We start from the raw sequence: 16,621 nt of genomic DNA, 5'->3' as shown, positions 1-16,621 counted from the left end.
CCACATGCAGGAACATCGCAGCGACGTGATTGTCGTCGGTGCCGGTATTGCCGGTTTGATGGCGGCGCTGAAACTCGCACCGATGCGCGTGACCGTACTGTGCAAGACGCGGCTCGGGAAAGGCGCCGCCACGGATTGGGCTCAAGGCGGCATCGCCGCGGCGATCGGCAAAGACGATTCGCCCAGCCTGCACGCCATCGACACGCAGCTCGCCGGCGCCGGCATCAGTGATCAGCAAATCGTCGAGATTCTCACGCACGACGCGCCCGCGCGGATCGAAGAGCTGCTCGAGCTCGGCGCGGCATTCGATCGCCACCCGTCGGGCGAGCTCGCGCTAGGACGCGAAGCCGCGCATCAGCGACGCCGCATCGTCAAAGCCGGCGGCGATGCGACCGGCCACGAGATTCTCAATACGCTGATCGAGGCCGTGCACGCGCACCCGTCGATCGACGTCGTCGAAGACGTCACCGCCGACGACGCAATCGTGTACGACGACCGCGTATACGGCGTCTACGCGCACGACAACTGGAGCGGCACGCCGATGGCGTTTCGTTGCGACGCGGTCGTGCTCGCGACCGGCGGAATAGGGCGTCTCTACCGCTACACCACCAATCCCGTGCAAGCGACCGGCGACGGCATCGCGATCGCCGCGCGCGCGGGCGCATTGCTCGCCGACATGGAGTTCGTGCAGTTTCATCCGACGGCGCTTGCGATCGGACGCGACCCCATGCCGCTGGTTACCGAAGCGGTGCGCGGCGAAGGCGCCGTGCTCGTCAACGATTTGGGCGAGCGCTTCATGCTCGGCTTGCATCACGACGCCGAGCTCGCGCCGCGCGATGTGGTCGCGCGCGCAATCTTCGAACAGCTCACCGCCGGACGCACCGTCGGCCTCGACGCGCGCGCCGCGATCGGCGCGAAGTTCCCCGAAATGTTTCCGACCGTCTTCGGATTCTGCATAGCGGCCGGCATCGACCCGCGCGTGCAGAACATTCCGGTCGCCCCGGCCGCGCATTACCACATGGGGGGCATCGCGGTCGACGAATGGGGGCGCGCGTCGCTCGCGCGGTTGTGGGCGTGCGGCGAAACGAGCGCGACCGGCGTCCACGGCGCAAACCGGCTGGCCAGCAACTCGCTGCTCGAAGCGCTGGTCTACGGCTCGCGCGTGGCGACCGATATCAAGAATGCGCCGGTCCCGGCGGGGACGCCGCCGGTGCCGCAGTACGCCGCGGCAAACGCACCGGCACCCGAACAAGCGCAGGCCACGAGCGATCTGCGCAACGTCATGTATTCCAACGTCGGGCTGGTCCGCACTGAACGCGCCCTGCGCGAAGCGCTCCTGCGCATCGGCGAGCTCGATGCCGGGTTCCCGGCGGCCGCGAACGAACTGCGCAACTTGCTGGTCGTCGGGCGGCTGATCGCTGAAGCCGCGCTGGCGCGGCCCGAAAGCCGCGGAAGCCACTATCGCAGCGACTATCCGCAGACGGAGGAAGCCTTTGCCAAACGCTCGTTTACGCGCCTCCGCAGCCTCGCTTAACGCGCCTTCGCGGCTCGTCGTCGAGCCGATCGTGCGCGCCGCGCTGCTCGAGGACATCGGACACGGGGGCGATCTTACGACCGACGCGATCGTCGACGCCGGCGCGGGCGGGAGCGCGCGCATCGTGGCTCGGACTGCGGGCGTGATTGCCGGTTTCAATGCCGCGTCGCTTGCGTTTACTCTGCTCGACGGTGACGTCGCGATAACGCCGCACGCCGCCGACGGCGATCTCGTCGATGCAAATGCTACCATCGCGCACCTGCGCGGCCGGGCGCGCGCGCTGCTCACGGGCGAACGCACGGCGATCAACGTCCTCGGAAGGCTGTGCGGCATTGCGACGCTTACTCATCGCTTCGTCTTGCTCACACGGGGCACGTCGGCGCGTATTACCGACACGCGAAAGACGACGCCCGGTTTGCGCGTGCTCGAAAAGTATGCGGTTCGCTGCGGCGGCGGGGTAAACCACCGCTTCGGACTCGACGACGCCGTGCTCGTCAAGGACAACCATGTGGCCGCCGCCGGTTCGGTCGCAACCGCCGTGGAGGCCGTTCGCGCAAGCATCGGACACATGGTGAAAGTCCAGGTCGAGGTCGATACCCTTGCGCAGCTGCGCGAAGCGCTCGACGCCGGAGTCGACGCCGTGCTGCTCGATAATATGTCGCTGGAGCAGCTTGCGGAGGCCGTACGCATCGTAAACCGGCGTGCGGTCATCGAAGCCAGCGGCGGCGTAACGGTGGAGACCGTGGCTGCTATCGCGGCCACGGGAGTCGACCTTATCAGCTCCGGTGCGCTGACGCATAGCGCGCCCGCGCTCGACGTCGCGCTCGATTGGGATTAGTGAAGCGCATTCCCCTGATTGCGGCGCTGCTGACGTTGGCAATGCATCTCGTCGCCAATCCGCACTACGGTTTTTTCCGCGACGAGCTCTACTTCATCGTCTGCGGGTTTCGCCCGGATTGGGGATACGTCGATCAGCCGCCGGTGGTTCCGCTGCTTTCGGCCGGATCGCAGCTCTTCGGAACGTCGCTCTTTTTGCTGCGCGCGCTTCCGGCGCTGTTTGCCGCCGGCTGCGTCTACGTGACGTGCTTGCTCGCGATCGAGCTGGGCGGCGGTACGTTTGCCGTGGTGCTCAGCGCGCTGCTCGCGGCGCTCATGCCGATTCTCAACGCATTCGGAACCAAAGTGTCGACCGATATGCCGGGACTTTTCTTATGGCCGCTGATCGCATTGCTGATCGCGCGCATCGCCAACGGGGCGAATCCGCGATTGTGGATATGGGCCGGCGTCGCTTTCGGCGTCTGCGCGGAAGCAAAGTACACCGTGTTCTTCTACGGTGCCGCCCTGCTCGCAGGACTGCTGTTGACGCCGGCGCGCCGCATCGTAAAGACGCCGTGGTTCGCTGCCGGCGTCGCGGCGGCGGTCGCGATCGCGTTGCCTAGCTTCGTTTGGCAGTCCGCGCACGGCTGGCCGTTCCTCGAGATGATTCATAACCAGCAGCAAACCGAAGTGGTGATCCATTCGCCGCTGGGTTACGTCGTGCAGCAGATTTTGATCACCAATCCGATCCTCGCCGCGATTTGGATCTTCGGCCTCGTCTACGCGTTCGTACGCCCCGAGCTGCGCTGGATCGGCTGGACGTACGTCGTGTTGATCGCGTGCATGATCGCGGGACACGCGCGCAACTACTATCCCGGTGACGTGTACCCGCTATTGATTGCCTGCGGCGCGCTCGCGATCGAACGAACGGCCGCGCTGACGCGGTTCCGTACCGCGATCGTCACAGCCGTCGCCGTGATCTCAATGCTGACGCTGCCCTTCGTCTTTCCCGTCATGGCCGAAGCGCAACTTGCGGCCGCCATCGAAACCGGTCAGCGGCTGGTCTCGCTGCACCTCAATACGACGCGTAACGACGAGTCGCCGATCACGCAAATCTTCGCCGACATGCACGGTTGGCCGCAGCTCACCGCAACGGTGGCGCGCGTCTACGATGCGCTGCCCCCCGATCAACGCGCGCGCGCCGCGATTCTCGCACGCAACTTCGGCGAAGCCGGCGCGATCGACGTGTACGGCAAAGCCTACGGGTTACCGCCGGCATTATCGGGTCAGAACAACTACTGGATCTGGGGGCCCCGCGGATACGACGGCAGCGTCGTCGTCGAAGTCAACGGGAGGTGCGGACCGGATTTCCGTTCGCAGCGCGTCGCCGTCGCGCGTCTGCACGATCGCTGGGCAATGCCGGCGGAAAGCCGAGTTCCGATCTCGGTTTGCTACGGTCTCAAAGAACCGCTCGCACGCTATTGGCCCAAGCTCAAAACGTTTATCTAGCGGTACGACAGCAGCGTAAACGCCACGATCGCGCCGATGGCCGTGACGAACAGCGCGATCAAGTAGCCACCGCCCGACGACAGTCTCACGACGACGCCGCGGCGTAGCCCGCGATCGGTTGCGGCGTAACGCCAGCTGCCCAGCAGCCCAATGAGGATGCCGAGCATGGCCATCGCGGTACCGAAACCGACCGACGCCCCCTTCTCCGGCGCCGGCGCGTGGACGAACGCCGAAAACTCGCGGGCGAAGAGCGAGAAGCGCGCGATCACAAACCCGAAGGCGATAAACGCCAGCGCCGTTCGAATGTAGGCCAAGTAGGTTCGCTCGTTTGCCAGCGTGTCGTTGGCACGAACCGGCGTCTGCGACTCTTCGATCGTTTGCTGCATAGGCTCCGGATTCTACGCGGCGAAGCCGCCTTCATGGACGTGCAGCGACGCGCCGGCGATCCGGCTCCCACCCAAAACGCCTACGATCCCGAAACGCCCGAAGCGCTGATCGACTTCATGGCGACCGGCTGGGCCGAGCGTCCGCTGGCGGCCGGCAAGCAGGACGAGGCTGCGCGTTACCGCCGCCGGCGCGAGGATCTGTCCCGCGCGTACCCCGGTGCCTATCTGGTCATCCCGGCCGGCGAGGAGCACGTGCGCGCCAACGACACGTTCTTTCGATTCCGCCCATCGAGCGATTTTGCATATCTCATGGGCGGCGGCGAATCCGGCGGCGTACTCGTGCTCGAACCCGAGGGAACCGGGCATCGATCGCTGCTCTTCGCGCGCGAGCACAACCGCGGGCAAGCGGAGTTCTTCACCGATCGCCTTCACGGCGAGCTTTGGGTCGGCCGTCATCGCGGCGTCGACGAGAGTCAGCTCTACTTCGGCGTCGACGCGTGCCGCCCGATTCCGGCGGCGTCCCCCTACTTCGACGAGCTGCGGCGCGCCGGGGCGCGCGTGCTGCGCATTGACGAAGACCAAGAGCTGGCCGAGCATCTCTCGGAGATGCGCCTGATCAAAGACGAGTACGAGCTCGGGGAGCTGCGCAAGGCGTGCGCCATCACCAAACGCGGTTTTGAAGACGCGATCCGCACGATGCGGCGCGCGCAGAGCGAGCGCGAGATCGAAGCGGCATTTTGGAGTCGCGCGCGCACCGACGCCAACGACGTCGGCTATCTCACGATCGCCGCCGCGGGCGAGCACGCCTGCACGCTCCACTGGAACCGCAACGACGGAACGTTGCGTCCCGATTCGCTGCTGCTGCTCGACGCCGGCGTCGAGTGCGATTCGCTCTACACGGCCGACATCACGCGTACGCTTCCGGTGGGTGGACGTTTTTCACCCGAGCAGCGCGCGATTTACGAACTGGTGTGGGACGCCCAGCGCGCCGGCATCGAAGCGGTCGCGCCCGGCAACGATTTCCTGGAACCGAACCGCCGCGCCATGCGCGTGCTCGCCGCGGGGCTGATCGAGCTGGGAATCTTGCGCGGAAGCATCGACGAAGCGCTCGATCCGGAGCGACAGTTCTACCGCCGCTACAGCCTCCATAACGTCAGCCATATGCTCGGTATCGACGTGCACGATTGCGCCAAAGCGCGCGCGACGGAGTACCGGCACGGCCGGCTGCGCGAAGGCATGGTGCTCACGGTCGAGCCCGGACTCTACTTCCAGCCCGACGACACAACCGTGCCCGAACGTTTTCGGGGCATCGGCGTTCGCATCGAAGACGACATCGCCGTTACCGCAACCGGCTGGGAGAACTTTTCGGCGATCCTGCCTTCGAAATCGAACGAAGTCGAAGCTTGGATCTCCGAACTCTGGAGTTGACGCGCTTACTGCGTTGCGACTGAGGTTCCGGGAGCCGGTGAAGATGGCGGCGGCGTGTACGATTGTCCGCCTTCGAGGGCCGCAAGCCGGTCTTCGATCGGCCAGCGTCCGAACGCGAAAATCGCGAGAATGATCAGGTTCCCGAGCGGAACGAGCATGAGCAGTGAAAGCGCCGGATTGTATCCGGCTTTAGCGGCGATCTTCCAGTAGCACCACACAAAGAACGCGATGCACGCCAGAATGATGATCCCGTAGACGAAAAAGACTACGGCAAACGCAGCAAGTCCGGCGTTAGAAGAAGACTGATCCATCGGCGAAGCCTCCAACGAGATGTAAGGGCCTCTGCGCGGCCTTAGCCAATACATCCTTCATCGTGAGACGAATCGGCTGATGCTCGTTGCGCGGCACCTTCGCAAGGAGTTCGGGAGCGTCGTTGCCGTGAGCGACGTGAACTTCAGCATCGATCGCGGCTCGACATTTGGGTTGATCGGTCCCAACGGCGCCGGCAAGACCACGACGATGCGGATGATCTTGGGAATTCTCACACCCGACGGCGGCATGGTGGCGTGGAACGACGAGCCGATTTCGGGCGCGATGCGCCGCCGTTTCGGTTACCTCCCCGAAGAACGCGGGCTGTACGGCCGCATGACCGCGCGCGAGCAAATTCGCTACTTCGGGCGGCTACACGGCCTCTGCGAACGCGACGCGGCGGAACGTACCTCCGAATGGATCGGCCGTCTCGATCTCGCGGCCAACGCCGACCGTCCCTGCAGCGAGCTCTCCAAGGGCAACCAGCAGAAGGTGCAGGTGGCGTGTGCCGCCGTCCACGGACCGGAACTCTTGATCCTCGACGAGCCGTTTTCGGGCCTCGACCCAGTCAACGCGGAGATGATCTTCGCCGTGCTCGGCGAGCTGCGGGCGGGCGGAACGACGCTCGTGCTTTCGAGCCACCAAATGTGGCAGCTCGAAGAGCTCTGCGACGCGTTTTGCATCATCTCGGGCGGCGAAGACCGCGTCGCCGGAACGCTGCGCGAGCTGCGCCAACGCTGGCCGACGCGCGTCATTCGCGTCTCGCCCGCGTCGCGTGCGACCCGTCGCGTCCTCGAGGCGATCGAAGGCGCGCGACCGCTCAAGGCCATCATCGGTGCAATGCAATACGAAGTTCCGTCGACCACGCCGTTTCCCGACGTGCTCACGCGGCTGGTGGCGGTGGAAGCGGTGACCCACTTCGAAGTGGTGGAACCGTCGCTGCACGACATCTACATTCACACCGTCGAAGGCAGCCCGCGCATTGCTTCGTGAACTGATCCTCGTCTATCGCGCGGAGATCATCCGCCGCGTCCAATCGCGTCCGTTTCTCATCGGACTGATCGTCGGCGGTCTGGGCATCGCGGGGCTCGCGAAACTTCCGGCGTTCTTGAGCGCGCACGTTGCGGTCGAGCAAGCGCGTATCGTCCTAGGCGGAGCGCCGGGGTTGACCTCAACCGCCGCGCGGCTGCTCGAAAATCGCTACGATATTGCCGGCACGCAGCCCTCGGCCGACCCCCCGCCGCTGGCAGAACTCCATCGCTTGCGAGCGGGACGCTTCGTCGCGCTCGAGAGCGGCGCCGACGGCCTACACGTGACCGTCTATTCCACCGACGCGGCCAGCGTCGAAGCGGCCACGATGGCGCGTTTGCTGATGCCGCTCCAGCTCCAGCTCGGCGCGCACGTCGACGCCGCGACGGCAAAACGTCTGGCCGCGTTTAGAATAACCGTCGTCGCCGCCGGCGCGAAAGAGACGCTCGCGCAGGTGCAGCTCAAGCGCGGGATCGCGCTCACCTTGATTTTCTTTCTCTATCTGCTCGTCGTCCTCAACAGCCAGCTGACGATGGCGGGCGTGATCGAAGAAAAGACCAATCGCATCGCCGAGCTGCTCGTCGCGTCGGTCGATCCGCTCGCGCTGCTCTACGGAAAAATTCTCGCCGGCGCCACGCTCGGATTCATGCAGATGGTCGTCTGGGTAGTGTGTGCGGTCGCAGCCGGCGCTTCGAATCCGCACGCCGCCGGCGGCGCAATGGCGGCAACGCCGTTCAATCTCGGAGGCCCCGCCGCGTCGGCGCTGACGGGCACGATCTTCGGCGCGTTCCTGTTCTTTTTGCTCGTAGGATTGCTGCAGTTTTCAACACTGTTCGCCGGGATCGGCTCGCTCATCAGCCGCCCCGAAGATCTCGGCAGCATCAATGCGGCGATGATCCTCCCGATCGTCGCTGCGCTCGTGCTGGCGATGATCGCCTTGGACGTACCCAACGCACCCGTCGTGGTCGCGACGAGTTTCGTTCCGTTGTTTGCGCCGTTCACGATGTTCGCGCGTATTGCAACCGACCAACCGCCTTCCTGGCAGATAGGGCTTTCGGCAGGGATCAACGTGCTCGCACTGGTGGGAATCACACTGCTCGCCGGGCGATTGTACCGGGTCGGGATGCTCTTGTACGGAAGACCGCCGAGCCTGCGCCAGGTCTGGACTACCCTACGCGGCTAACCGAAAGATAACTCAAGGGGGCAGCGTTGGAGAAAATCTCGCCGGCAACAATCGAGCGCCCGCGCGTCATCGAGTGGCTCGAGCGTAACGCGGCGTTTCCGTTGCGCGCGCTGATCGCTCCGGCGGGTTACGGAAAGACGACCGCGCTCGTGCGTTACCTGCAGAAGCTCGATCAGCCCCACGCGTACGTTCGCGCTCAACCCGGCGATAAGCCCGAGTACCTGGCAGCTCGCTTAGCCGCCGAGCTCGGTCTCGACGGGGTCGGATCCTTCGAAGATTTGCGGCGTCACCTGCTGGCCATGCCCGCGTGCACCGTTGCGATCGACGCCGTCGATCTAGCATCGCGCGAAGCCATCTTCGAAACGGCGTCGTTTGCGATCGGCAGCCCGCCCCAGGTGCGAACCGTCGTTGCGGGATGCCGCAACGAAACGATCAGTACGCCGCGGCTCTTCTCCATGGGCCTTGCCGCGCTCATGGTCTCGCGCGTGCTCGCGTTCTCGGTCGAGGATCTCGCCGCGCTGTGCGCGTCGCTCGGCGTCGACGCGACGGAGGCCGATATGCGCGCGGTGATCGCGCTTTCCGACGGCTGGCCCGCCGTCGCCGGCGATATCGTTCGCGCCGCCGCGTCCGACGGGCGGTCGCTGCAGGGCGCATACGAGATGTGGCTCGCGTCGTCGGCGCACACGCTGCGACGTTTCGTCGAAGCCGAGGTCAATCGCGCGTCGGCCAAAGCGCGCACCGCGTTCGCGCGTGCGATTGCCGGCGAGCTATTGCTGGATGAGGATTGGCAGCTGCTCGAAGCCGCCGGGTTGTTCGTTACCGGCGACGTCGGCGCACCGCGTCTGCTCTATCCTGTCGGCGCCATTTACACGCAGAGCCCGCTCGTCGTCGGCGGCGCGACACAGCGGCTGAGCGTCTCGCTGTTCGGCGAGTTCGAAGTCAGCTACGGCGGCAATCCGGTGAAGTGGCTGCGGCGGCGCGACGCCGACATCGTGCGCACCTTGGCCGTGCGCGTCGGCGGTACGGCGACGCGTTGCGAACTGCTGGAACGGTTTTGGCCCGATAGCGAACGCCGCGCCGCGCAGCAAAGCCTGCGCACGTCGTGTTCGAACGTTCGTAAAGCGATCGCGGCGGTCGCAGGTCCGCACCGCGTCGACCGCTACTTCTTCTGCGGCACCGACATCACGCTCGATCCCAACTCCGTGTCGCTCGACGGACATCGCTTTCTCTCACACGTGCACTCCGGCGACGACGCCTACAAAAAGGGACGAAGCGACTCGGCGGCGTCGCACTATCGCGCGGCGCTGCGGCTGCGGCGCGGACCGCCGTCGATCGATCACGCCGACGACGTTCAAGTCACGTTCGCTGCGCGCCTCGAAGACGCGTTCGCACACGCGCGCGCCCGTCTGGAAGCAATCGAGGGCGCTAACGCGGCGGACGGACGTACGCGCGGCAGCAGCGATCGAGGCGAGGTAACGGACTCCAGTCGCGCCGCTTCCTGAGCGCCTTATCGAGCGGGTCGTTCATTTTTGCAACGACCGTATCGACCGCGAACCGGTCGAGCAGCCACATCCAATCGGGTTTCGCCGCCCGAACGTCGTTGAAATCGTTCCACACCCAGATCGGATACGGATCCGCGCGCCCGTCCATGAAGACGCGCAGGTTCGGATAATCGAGCGCAATCGAGCAGGTCGAGAAATCGTAACAAAAGACGCGGCGGCCCGTTCCCAGCGACGCGAGGCGCTCGAACGTCGCGACGGGCGGGACCCACGTCGACGGTTTGATCGGCGCGCGCACGCTGGCGACAAAAACTAACCCCGACGCGACGGCCGCTCCGCACAGCGCCACGATCCGTAACCCGCGCTCGCGCAACAGGTCGGGCGGCCACCATGCAAAGCGTCCGAGGATCGCGTCGATAGAGCGCGCGGCGAGAGGTGCAACGGCGATCCCGAGCAGCGATGCGTTGCGGACGGCACCAATCGCCATCGTCAGCAGCAGCACACCGACGACGACGTCGCGCGGCCGTTCCTTCGCGAGCATCCGAATGCACAGCGCCGCGAGAACGATCAACGGCAGGCCGCCGGTCCAAAAAAACGCGTCGTGTCCAGAAAACGCGACCGGTTGCCATTCGTCGATCGATTTGCGGATCGGACTGTTGATAAGCATCAGCGCGTATTCCGGTAGACGGATGCCCAGCGGCGTTGCGAGCGTCGCGAAGGGAACGGCAACGGCCAGCCCCAAGCGCCGCAACCGTTCGTCGCGCGGCGCGTTCCCGAACCACGCAACGGCGGTATCGATCCAGACGATGGGGATGGCCAGCATCACGCTGGCGTGAACGTTCGCCCACGCGGCGACGATCAGCAATACCCCAAAAATTGCCGGCCCTTGCGCGTCGAGCGCGAGCAGCAGCAGCGCGAAGAGCGGCCACGCGAACACTTGAGCGCGAATCCCGAACGAACCGCCCAAATCCACCGCGAGCAAGCTCAGCACGATGGCAATCGCGATCCCGCTCGCACCGAAACGCGTGCCGCGCCGCGCCGTGACGAGCAGCGCGAGCGCGAGCGCCGCACCGGCGAACGCGGCGAGCAGCCACAAGTCGCCCGCGGGAATCGCAAGATAGGCCGCAACGCCGAGCAGCCACTCCTGCGGCGTCCACGGTGCGCCCGGCGCGGTAAACGTCGTTTGATCGAGCGCGTGCGGCAGCGCGCGATGCGCGACGACGTACGCGCCCAAATGTTTCTGCCAGAACAAATCGCCGTCGCCATAGGGCACGCGCATGGCGCGGCCGGTGAACGCGGCAAAGACGATGAGAACGACTACGTACGCGAGAGCCATCGAGTTTCCAACGCCGTTGCAGCCGTTATGCCTTGCCGCCGGGCATTTCCCGCCGCCAGTTCCAGAACGCTGCGCGCGCCGGTGCGTGCAACCCAGAGGCGCCACGGCTTCACGTCGGCTGCGACGTGGAGCACCACGCCGCCGCGGTCGACGAACACGACATCGATGGAAACGCGCATGCCCAGTGTGTGAATCGCCGAGCAGCCGTCGAACCACATCGCTTCGTCGTCGTCGACACGTGTGCGCCCAAGAAAGCCAACCGTGCTAGCCCACAGGGTATCGGCGGCGACGAGACGCTTTACGAGCAGCCGGCCGGTTCGAGCGTCGTACAGCTCGCCGATCACGGAGTACTCGCTAGAACGTAAACGGCAGCGACGCCGCGATGGCGGCGACGAGGTAGGGTCCCATCGCGATGGGAGCATTGCGCTTGCGGTATTTCAACCATGCCGCGAGTGCAGCGACGAAGGATGCCAGGACGAAGGCGACCGTCGCCGAGCCGATACCGAGGAGTGCGCCGCCCAACGCTGCCAGCTTAGCATCTCCCCACCCCATGCCGCGACCTTTTGACACCAACGCGAGAATGCCAAACGGCACAAACATGACAAGGGTTGAGATCAAAACCATCCACTGCTGCTGCGTCAAACCGTAAATAATAACGATTCCAAGCGGTACCATGGTGAAGACGTCGGGGATGATGCCGGTTTTAGCGTCGCAGTACCACACCGCCGCCAAGCCGACGATCACGATCGCGGTGATCACGAGCAGCGCCACAGGCGGCATTCGCACGCCCATAGCGGCGCCGATCGCGGCGGCGCCGATGACGAGGCTCGCGGGGGGAAAATCAACAGCCGGCGGGGCGTCTTCGAGTTTCGGAAGCTTTGGTACGATCGCCGCTGCGGCTACGATTCCGCACGCACCGGCGGCACCGAAGATCAGCGCGCCAAGCAGCGCCGTTGCGAACGCTGCAGCCAATTAATGACCGTAATACTTCGCTGCGATACCGCCAAAAATAATCATCAGAAGCGACGGCAGCATGAAGAATGCCATCGGGAAAACCATCTTGACCGGCAGCGTCGCTGCAATCTCTTCGGCACGAAGCATGCGCCGCTCGCGAGCTTCGGTTCCAAGCGATTCCAGCACGCCGGCAATATTGCCGCCCAATCGCTCGGCTTGAACGATGGCGGTGACGCACGTCGTTAGATCGGGCTCGCGAACGCGATGCGCCATTGCTGCCAGCGCTTCACCGCGAGACCGTCCGAGCCGAATGTCGTCGTTGACCAGCTCGAGCTCCTTGCGCAGCGGACCCGCCACGGCGTCCATCGCGATGTTCAGCGATTGGCTAAGCGCCGTTCCCGCCTCCACGCTAGTCGAAACCATGTCGAGAAAGTTCGGAAGCTCGCGCTGGATGCTTTTCTTGCGCGCGCCGATCGCGCGGTCGAGCAATCCGTTAGGCGTCATGAATCCGCCGACGGTGAACGCCAGAAAGACGCCGACCGACATGACGTCGATCTTGCCGAAGTAGATCCCGGCGAGCACGCCCAGTACGGCACCGACGCCGGCGCCCACGAGCATATACGCCGAAAACTTCACCGGCGTAACGTCGTACCAACCGCCTTCGGTCAATTTTTTGGCGAGCGTGCGCTTTTGCGATGCATCCAAAAGCTTGTGGATCGCGACCCCGCTGGTGCTGCCGGCCTTTTCGCCGGGAGCGTCGAGGTTGAGTTCGGCGAGCCTGCGGTGAACGTCGTTGCCGCTCAAGAGGAAATACACCGCCGTCAAGCCGCCGCCGATGAGCACGACTGCAAATCCGAAAATCAGTGCTGGGCTCATACGTCGATCTTCGCCATGGCGTTCATCACGTATTGGCCCAAGCCGATGAAGCTCAAAGCCGCGATCACCATCGCGCGGCCGAACCACGTTCCGAAGAGATCGCCGCGCATCTCGGGTTGGAACGCCGCGATGAAGATCAGCAGCCCGATCGGCAAGCCGCTCATGACATAGCTCGACGAGCGCGCTTCGGACGTCATCGCAGCCACCTTACGGTCGATGCGCCGGCGCTGCTTGATCGTCTCGGCCAAAGTCTCGAGCATTTTGCTCAAGTTTCCGCCCGTCTTCGACTGAATACGAATCGCTCGGGTGAGCATGAGCATTTCCGCGCTCGGCATACGCTCGTTGAAGGTGTCGAGCGCGTCGTAGATGCTGATGCCGATCGACGTTTGGTTCAATACCTTGTTGAACTCCACGCGAATCGGGTCGGGCATTTCGCTGACGACGACGATCATCGCCTGACGTAAACCGAGTCCGGCGCGAAGGCCGCTGGTCATCAAGCGGAGTGCGATTTCGAGCTGATCGTTGAACAGCTTGAGCCGGCTGCCGATACGCGAACGCACCCAGAAGCCCGTTCCCCAGAACGTGAGGAGGAAGGCCAGCGGCAAACAGGCCAACGCGATCCAACCGTTCGGCCGCAAGATGAGGACGCCCGCGCCCCACGCAAAGATCGCGATCGCCAAGATGCGGAACGCCAAATCGGCCGCTTCCATCTTGATGCCGCCGCGCTCGAGCAGAATCTGGTACGGCTCGGTAAACGGCGTGATCGCCTGAATGATATCGTTCCACGAGCGATACCCGAAATACCCAATGGCGCCGGCGATGCCGACGACGATCAGGTACGGCGCGAACGTCGTCACCACTTAATCGCCGAGGTCATTTCGGAGAGGCCTCGGATGTCGTAAGAGATGCCGTACTCCTCGAACTTCTGCACGCAGTTGGGCTGAACGCCGCTATAGACGAACTCGCCGACGACGTGGCCTTCTTTATCGAGGCCGCGCTGGTCGAACGTAACGACGTCCTGCGTCGTGATCGTCTCGGCTTCCATTCCGACCACTTCGGTGATGGCGATGATCTTGCGGCTGCCGTCGCGCAGACGCGACACCTGAACGATCAGGTCGATCGCGTTGGAGACTTGCTCGCGAATGGCGCGTGACGGGAGGTCGAAACCGGCCATCATGACCATCGTTTCGATACGCGACAAACAGTCGCGCGGCGTGTTGGCGTGCGCGGTCGTCAGGGAACCGTCGTGGCCGGTGTTCATGGCTTGCAACATGTCGAGCGCTTCGCCGCCGCGGCACTCACCGACGATGATACGGTCGGGGCGCATACGCAGCGCGTTGCGAACGAGGTCGCGGATACGGATTTCGCCGCGTCCTTCGAGGTTCGGCGGACGTGCTTCCAAACGAACCACGTGGTCTTGCTCGAGCTTGAGCTCGGCGGCGTCTTCGATCGTGATGATCCGGTCGGATTCCGGAATGAACGTCGACAGAATATTCAGCAGCGTCGTCTTGCCGGAACCGGTACCGCCGCTTACCACGATATTGAGCCGCGCTTCGACGCACGCGCGCAGGAAGTCGACCATTTGTGCGGTGAGCGAGCGCTTCTCAATCAACTGCCGGACGTGAAGCCGATCGGTACCGAAACGCCGAATCGTCAACGTGGCGCCGCTGAGCGCCAACGGCTCGATGATCGCGTTGATACGCGAACCGTCGGGAAGCCGCCCGTCGACCATCGGCGTCGATTCGTCGATGCGGCGCCCGATTGGTGCGATCATACGCTCGATGACCAGCCGCAGCTGTCGATCGTTAGTGAAATGCTTGTCGGTCAAGGTCAGCCGGCCGCCCCGCTCCACGTAGATGTGGTCGGAACCGTTGGCCATGACTTCGGTGACGTCCGGGTCGCGCAGCAGATCCTCAAGCGGACCGTATCCCAGCGCTTCGTCGATCACTTCCTGACGGAGCTGAGCGACCTCTTCGGCCGATCCGACGGTCTCGTCGGTGATCATCTCGTTGACGACCGCCTGCACTTCTTTCTGCAGCTCTTCGGCTTTGAGCGGATCGGAGCGATCGCCGCTGCCCATCAAGTCGATGTGCTTGGTGAGCGCCTCGTGCGTCGCCGACTTAATCTTTTCGATCTTCTCGATGTCGATGCCCGATCCGGCACGCCCCTGCTGGCCGCTTCCGAGCTGAGTCGGGGCGCGCAGTTTCGCTAAACGCCGGTCGCCCAACGGCGAACGGATCGACGGACCGAGATCGAGATTCTCTTCGGCCGTGTACGTCATCAGCGACGAGCAGTACTCGATGAGACCTTCCATCGCACGCGCGTAGCGGCGGTCGCTCTTGGGCGGAAGATCGGCCACCGGTTTTGCGCCCAGCGCGCGTTCGATATCTTGACGCGAAAGTTCGGCGTGCGGGTCGCGCTGGACGATCACCGGCGCGATCGCGGTTTGCGAGATGCCGAACTTGAGCATTTCGGCAATCATCGCTTTTCCGCCGGCCATGCCGAGCAGCGTCGGTTCGACGATCAGCAAGAATCGCTGGCAGCGCACGATGAACGGGCGAATCGCCGCCGCGAACGGCTGCGGCGCGTCGACGATCGCGCTGGTACCGGTTTGCGCGAAGTTCTGAACGAGCGTTTCGACTTTGTCGGGCTTGAGCGTAAAACCGGCGTGAATGTTCTGCGCGAGCTCGACGGCGGTCATGCCGTCACGTAACGCGATGAACGAGAGGTTGTTGGCATCGTCGCGCGCTTCGTCGAGTTCTTTGACGCAGGCGAGCAGCAGCGCGATCGTGCGCCGGCCGCCGAAGTCACCATCCACAAGCGCGATGCGCCCGCGTTTAGCGAGCGCCTGTGCGATTTCGAACGCGATCGTCGTCGATCCGACGCCGCCCTTACCCCCGACTATGGTAATGACTGAAGCTGGCATTATGGAACTACCCTTGTGACTGAAGATCCGTTGACGACCACGACTCCCTGTGGCTTCGGCGGTCCGGAGGGACCTCTCTTCGTTTCGTATACGATCGTTTCGGCGGACAACGAACGCGCCGGCTCGTGGGGAGAGCGCAGTGCCAGACGTACGACGCCGTCGAGATCAGCCGCCATTATGGTATCGGCTTGCGGCGGACTCACGGCTAGCGTGATCCAGGTATTATTGGCGGGCGACGGTTTCGGCGCGGGAGCAGCCCCCGGCGACGCGCTCGGGGCGGCTTCGGGCGTCCCGGTGTTCCGGCCGACGGCAAGAATTCGGGCATCGCGGACGATGGCGTACGCGTTGGGCGCGATCGCGCCGCCGCGAACCGGTGAAGCTAGAACGTCGACGTGATCGCCCGGAATGAGCAATCCTGCAATGCCCTTCACGGGATCGACGGCAATGGTAATGGCCCGCTGGCCAACCGGGACCTGTAAGCCTTGCGGCTGCGGCGCCGGACGGGATAGCCGCAGGGGCGTCAGGACGGCGCCTTGCGGAATATCGGCTGAGGCCAGCATTCCGACCGCGTCGGCCGGATCGCTCAATGCCGTCGGCTCGACCTGGTCGGTGGGTTTCTGCTCGGTGGTGACCATCGCCGGTACGATACGCGAGTTCGCCGGAATGTTCATCGAGGCGATGACCACGTTGCGCGGGGGTGACGAACTCTTGCGCGGCGTGGCCAGAATTCCATAGATAACGAGGGCGATGCCGATCGCTAGAACGCCGACCACGGCAATCGTAATGTTGCGCCTGTTCATGAATCACAACCTTCGTGTAGCACGGGTTCGACTCTT

16 protein-coding genes are annotated in these 16,621 nt (G+C 64.3%); 7 read left to right on the top strand and 9 right to left on the bottom strand.

The features are described 5' to 3' along the window. Nucleotides 1–4 precede the first annotated feature (4 nt). The 3 genes from VGG89_06200 to VGG89_06190 are packed head-to-tail and all read left to right on the top strand — an operon-like array spanning nt 5 to nt 3,859. On the top strand, nt 5–1,534 hold the full coding sequence (locus VGG89_06200; protein HEY1976112.1) for an L-aspartate oxidase: 1,530 nt from the start codon (nt 5–7) through the stop codon (nt 1,532–1,534). Continuing rightward, nucleotides 1,494–2,372 carry a carboxylating nicotinate-nucleotide diphosphorylase gene (nadC, locus tag VGG89_06195; protein ID HEY1976111.1) on the top strand — a complete coding sequence of 293 codons (879 nt, stop codon included), beginning with the start codon at nt 1,494–1,496 and terminating at the stop codon, nt 2,370–2,372. Before VGG89_06200 ends, nadC begins: the two co-directional genes overlap by 41 nt. Further along, the gene (locus tag VGG89_06190) at nt 2,372–3,859 is read left to right on the top strand and encodes a glycosyltransferase family 39 protein (protein ID HEY1976110.1); all 1,488 of its coding nucleotides are present in this window, start codon (nt 2,372–2,374) and stop codon (nt 3,857–3,859) included. The genes nadC and VGG89_06190 overlap by 1 nt, the downstream gene beginning before the upstream one ends. On the opposite strand, the gene VGG89_06185 is transcribed toward VGG89_06190, so the two are convergent. Then, the gene (locus VGG89_06185) at nt 3,856–4,245 is read right to left on the bottom strand and encodes a DUF202 domain-containing protein (GenBank protein HEY1976109.1); all 390 of its coding nucleotides are present in this window, start codon (nt 4,243–4,245) and stop codon (nt 3,856–3,858) included. The genes VGG89_06190 and VGG89_06185 overlap by 4 nt on opposite strands. A 33-nt stretch (nt 4,246–4,278) precedes the next feature. Between VGG89_06185 and VGG89_06180 the strand changes: the two genes are divergently transcribed. Further along, entirely contained in the window at nt 4,279–5,673 is a 1,395-nt protein-coding gene (locus VGG89_06180) for an aminopeptidase P family protein (protein HEY1976108.1), read from the top strand. A gap of 5 nt (nt 5,674–5,678) precedes the next feature. Here the strand turns inward: VGG89_06180 and VGG89_06175 are convergent, their stop codons facing one another. Then, on the bottom strand, nt 5,679–5,984 hold the full coding sequence (locus VGG89_06175; GenBank protein HEY1976107.1) for a hypothetical protein: 306 nt from the start codon (nt 5,982–5,984) through the stop codon (nt 5,679–5,681). Between the two features lie 79 nt (nt 5,985–6,063). On the opposite strand from VGG89_06175, the gene VGG89_06170 reads away from it, so the two are divergent. Genes VGG89_06170 through VGG89_06160 form a run of 3 tightly spaced genes read left to right on the top strand, consistent with a single transcriptional unit; the run spans nt 6,064 to nt 9,696 of the window. Beyond that, nucleotides 6,064–6,975 carry an ATP-binding cassette domain-containing protein gene (locus VGG89_06170; GenBank protein HEY1976106.1) on the top strand — a complete coding sequence of 304 codons (912 nt, stop codon included), beginning with the start codon at nt 6,064–6,066 and terminating at the stop codon, nt 6,973–6,975. Further along, on the top strand, nt 6,965–8,194 hold the full coding sequence (locus VGG89_06165) for an ABC transporter permease (protein HEY1976105.1): 1,230 nt from the start codon (nt 6,965–6,967) through the stop codon (nt 8,192–8,194). Before VGG89_06170 ends, VGG89_06165 begins: the two co-directional genes overlap by 11 nt. 26 nt (nt 8,195–8,220) lie before the next feature. Beyond that, nucleotides 8,221–9,696, top strand: coding sequence for an AAA family ATPase (locus VGG89_06160; GenBank protein HEY1976104.1), 1,476 nt, complete (start codon nt 8,221–8,223; stop codon nt 9,694–9,696). Here VGG89_06160 and VGG89_06155 read toward each other — a convergent pair. From VGG89_06155 to cpaB, 7 genes are read right to left on the bottom strand one after another with little or no spacing between them, the layout of a single operon-like run. After that, on the bottom strand, nt 9,620–11,029 hold the full coding sequence (locus VGG89_06155) for a hypothetical protein (GenBank protein ID HEY1976103.1): 1,410 nt from the start codon (nt 11,027–11,029) through the stop codon (nt 9,620–9,622). The genes VGG89_06160 and VGG89_06155 overlap by 77 nt on opposite strands. After that, a complete protein-coding gene (locus VGG89_06150) occupies nt 11,011–11,373 on the bottom strand; it encodes a DUF192 domain-containing protein (protein ID HEY1976102.1) in 363 nt (120 codons plus the stop codon). Before VGG89_06150 ends, VGG89_06155 begins: the two co-directional genes overlap by 19 nt. Nucleotides 11,374–11,383: 10 nt before the next feature. Continuing rightward, entirely contained in the window at nt 11,384–12,001 is a 618-nt protein-coding gene (locus tag VGG89_06145) for a prepilin peptidase (protein ID HEY1976101.1), read from the bottom strand. Further along, on the bottom strand, nt 12,002–12,859 hold the full coding sequence (locus VGG89_06140) for a type II secretion system F family protein (protein HEY1976100.1): 858 nt from the start codon (nt 12,857–12,859) through the stop codon (nt 12,002–12,004). Continuing rightward, complete coding sequence (locus VGG89_06135; protein ID HEY1976099.1) at nt 12,856–13,716, bottom strand: type II secretion system F family protein; 861 nt, start codon at nt 13,714–13,716, stop codon at nt 12,856–12,858. Before VGG89_06135 ends, VGG89_06140 begins: the two co-directional genes overlap by 4 nt. Beyond that, nucleotides 13,713–15,785 (bottom strand): ATPase, T2SS/T4P/T4SS family, encoded by a 2,073-nt coding sequence (locus VGG89_06130; GenBank protein HEY1976098.1) that lies wholly within the window; start codon nt 15,783–15,785, stop codon nt 13,713–13,715. The genes VGG89_06135 and VGG89_06130 overlap by 4 nt, the downstream gene beginning before the upstream one ends. Further along, nucleotides 15,785–16,585, bottom strand: a complete 801-nt coding sequence (gene cpaB / locus VGG89_06125) for a Flp pilus assembly protein CpaB (GenBank protein HEY1976097.1) — start codon at nt 16,583–16,585, stop codon at nt 15,785–15,787. Before cpaB ends, VGG89_06130 begins: the two co-directional genes overlap by 1 nt. Between the last annotated feature and the right edge of the window lie 36 nt (nt 16,586–16,621).

This window comes from Candidatus Baltobacteraceae bacterium, assembly GCA_036488875.1.
In the GTDB taxonomy this organism is placed as follows: Bacteria; Vulcanimicrobiota; Vulcanimicrobiia; order Vulcanimicrobiales; family Vulcanimicrobiaceae; genus JAFAHZ01.
Note: the sequence above shows the minus strand (reverse complement) of the source record. Positions and strands in the feature narration are given on the sequence as shown.

What these genes read in the sequence shown, in the direction of transcription:
- cpaB (HEY1976097.1), bottom strand. Translation starts at nt 16,585, where the DNA reads ATGAACAGGCGCAACATTACGATTGCCGTGGTCGGCGTTCTAGCGATC.
- VGG89_06200 (HEY1976112.1), top strand. Translation starts at nt 5, where the DNA reads ATGCAGGAACATCGCAGCGACGTGATTGTCGTCGGTGCCGGTATTGCC.
- VGG89_06175 (HEY1976107.1), bottom strand. Translation starts at nt 5,984, where the DNA reads ATGGATCAGTCTTCTTCTAACGCCGGACTTGCTGCGTTTGCCGTAGTC.
- VGG89_06180 (HEY1976108.1), top strand. Translation starts at nt 4,279, where the DNA reads ATGGACGTGCAGCGACGCGCCGGCGATCCGGCTCCCACCCAAAACGCC.
- VGG89_06140 (HEY1976100.1), bottom strand. Translation starts at nt 12,859, where the DNA reads ATGAGCCCAGCACTGATTTTCGGATTTGCAGTCGTGCTCATCGGCGGC.
- VGG89_06170 (HEY1976106.1), top strand. Translation starts at nt 6,064, where the DNA reads ATGCTCGTTGCGCGGCACCTTCGCAAGGAGTTCGGGAGCGTCGTTGCC.
- VGG89_06130 (HEY1976098.1), bottom strand. Translation starts at nt 15,785, where the DNA reads ATGCCAGCTTCAGTCATTACCATAGTCGGGGGTAAGGGCGGCGTCGGA.
- VGG89_06155 (HEY1976103.1), bottom strand. Translation starts at nt 11,029, where the DNA reads ATGGCTCTCGCGTACGTAGTCGTTCTCATCGTCTTTGCCGCGTTCACC.
- VGG89_06185 (HEY1976109.1), bottom strand. Translation starts at nt 4,245, where the DNA reads ATGCAGCAAACGATCGAAGAGTCGCAGACGCCGGTTCGTGCCAACGAC.